The sequence below is a fragment of the Acidobacteriota bacterium genome, from assembly GCA_003225175.1.
Lineage (GTDB): Bacteria > Acidobacteriota > Terriglobia > Terriglobales > Acidobacteriaceae > Gp1-AA112.
In genome coordinates this window covers 1-2,178 of sequence record QIBA01000256.1, presented here as the reverse complement: position 1 = coordinate 2,178, position 2,178 = coordinate 1, and the positions used below count along the sequence as shown (strand labels likewise).

General features: G+C 52.6%; 3 protein-coding genes. 1 reads left to right on the top strand and 2 read right to left on the bottom strand.

Going from position 1 to position 2,178, the window contains the following annotated elements; all coding sequences use genetic code 11:
* On the bottom strand, nucleotides 1-325 hold a 325-nt coding region (locus DMG62_25185), incomplete at its 3' end, for a hypothetical protein (protein PYY18877.1).
* A 601-nt stretch (nucleotides 326-926) separates the two neighbouring features.
* Nucleotides 927-1,274 (bottom strand): hypothetical protein, encoded by a 348-nt coding sequence (locus tag DMG62_25180; protein ID PYY18876.1) that lies wholly within the window; start codon nucleotides 1,272-1,274, stop codon nucleotides 927-929.
* Nucleotides 1,275-1,578: 304 nt separating this feature from the next.
* Between DMG62_25180 and DMG62_25175 the strand changes: the two genes are divergently transcribed.
* Complete coding sequence (locus DMG62_25175) at nucleotides 1,579-2,136, top strand: hypothetical protein (GenBank protein PYY18875.1); 558 nt, start codon at nucleotides 1,579-1,581, stop codon at nucleotides 2,134-2,136.
* Nucleotides 2,137-2,178: the final 42 nt, after the last annotated feature.

The following is a 2,178-nucleotide window of genomic DNA, read 5'->3' as shown; positions in this document are numbered from 1 at the left end:
TCAGGCTGACGTCCACGACCAGCGGAGTCCCGACCGTCAAAACGTTGTGCACGCTGGTATAGGTCTGGAACCCGGCGAGCGTCACCGTGATGCTGTAGCGCCCCGGCGTGAGGGAAGCAAAAGAATAAGTGCCCGCACTGGTCGTAGCGCCCTCAAACACGACCCCGGTATCTTCGTTCTTCGCTTGCACTTTGGCGTTGGCGACAACCGCTCCGGACACATCCGTCACCAGGCCATTGATAGAGGATGTGCTGACTTGCGCGGAAATCGTTGGAACACCCAGAAACTCCACCAAGAGAAACAACACCGCAAGAATCCGTTTCATGGAACGCCCCCATCCCATACCCGCAGGATGCAAAAGTCTTCGTAGGCATGCTAGAAAAGCAAACGGACCTGGCAAACTGCGAAGTTAACGCGCTTTTTACTCCAGAAATTCACTTTCGTCAACAGGAAGTGGCAATGAAGTGGCAAAAGAAGTGGCAAATGCTAGCAAATGCAACGGACACAAGTCCTACATTGTGGAGTTCCGGACCTCGATCTACGGCTGTGATTGACCGCGCGGGCGGTCTGCGTGCCTGGCGTGATTGCCACTCTACGAAGCGAGTGCTAGGAGCTAGGCTCCCTGAGCCATGAAACCAAAGCGTCCAAAAGTGGAACCGATTCGCGATAGGAATGGAACCCCCAACATAGCGAAGGCCTACGTTGTGGACAAGGCAATTGATGACGAAGCGTCCGTCCTCGAAAGAAAGGATTGATTAACGCTGGCGCGCGAAGTGAGGGAAACAGTGCCGCTGTCATGTCATCTGCACGGCATGTCGGCCCTGCCACATCGAGGATGGCCGCTGGCACCTGCTAGAAATGCTCCACCGCGGCGCTTGCCACCGTCTTTGAAGCATATTTAGTGGGCTGATGATGCGAGCCAAGCGCTATAATCGGCAGCCGAGAATGGCACGGGCGCGAATGCAATTTCGATCCTTGGAGCAACTATGAGAAAGTGGGTGGTCGGCTTCGTCCTGCTGCTGCTGCAGCGGATAAATGCCGATGGTGTGATCTACGACGACGTGCCCACGCAAGACCTCGTCAGTCAGCGGTCTGAACTTCCGAGTCTGGCGATCAACCTTCTTGCGGTCCTCGTCTTGGGCGGCGAAGATAGACCTTCCAGTCACGATCTGCCTTGGGCGTGTACGCAGATCGCCCGTCGGTGTTCTCCCAGCGAACTGCATGAACATCGTCGCGCCCGTGGAATGGATGGTAGTAGATTTCACGATAGCCATTACAGCTACTGATCCAGTTTCCGAGAAGGGGCTGGTGCGATGAGGCCAAACTAATATTTAGTAACTACAAATTCCGCTGACCAGCGAAGCGAGCAGGACCGCCATTAGAATCCAAGTGGAAATGCGGAAAAATCGCGTCCATACGGGCTTTCGAATTACCTCACTAACCCGGAAAACTCGGGCTAGGGGATGCATGATTCTAGAGCGGCTTTGGACAGGTCGCAACGGTACTTAGGTCGTACTGCCCCAAGACTGTCGGCATGCCAAAGTCTAACACCGATACGTGGAAGGTGGACAGCACGACGTGAGCACTGACGCTGGACGTAGATTAGATATAAAAATGCAAGATCCGCAGCCAACAAAAAGGCGGCTAACAATACGAATTTTGGAATGGGTTGTAAGGATAGCTGTCCTAATCCTAATCGTGGCCGAATTTGTGCTAAGCAATCTGCCCAAGCTATCCATGGACGTTGGTGGTTCATCGCGTCCTAACGACCTGTTGGCAACTATGTTTTCTCTCTCCAATGAAGGTTCATTGCCTCTTTACGACGTGAAAGCTGTATGTGAGGTCATGCACCTCGACATACCTCCTCCCAGAAACAGACACTTGGGTCCAACCACGGTGTATTTAGCTGAGTCCCGTGCCGAAATCTTGTTTCCAGGGCACACAATGACAATTCCTTGTGCACGAGCAATCGCAAGCAAGCTGGACAATATGGAAGCACCCGAAATCCAAGCAGAAATGTTCATTGTTGTGACCTACAGACCGAAATGGCTCTTGTGGCACAAATCAGAAAAGTTCCCGATGAAAACGGAGAAAACAGACAACGGAACGTGGATATGGAAAAGCATCCCGCGATGAGATTATGATGCGATCATTCAGAAGAAAACGGAAATCAACCGG

Coding starts and splice junctions, on each gene's coding strand:
- DMG62_25180 (PYY18876.1), bottom strand. CDS start 1,274: ATGGCTATCGTGAAATCTACTACCATCCATTCCACGGGCGCGACGATG.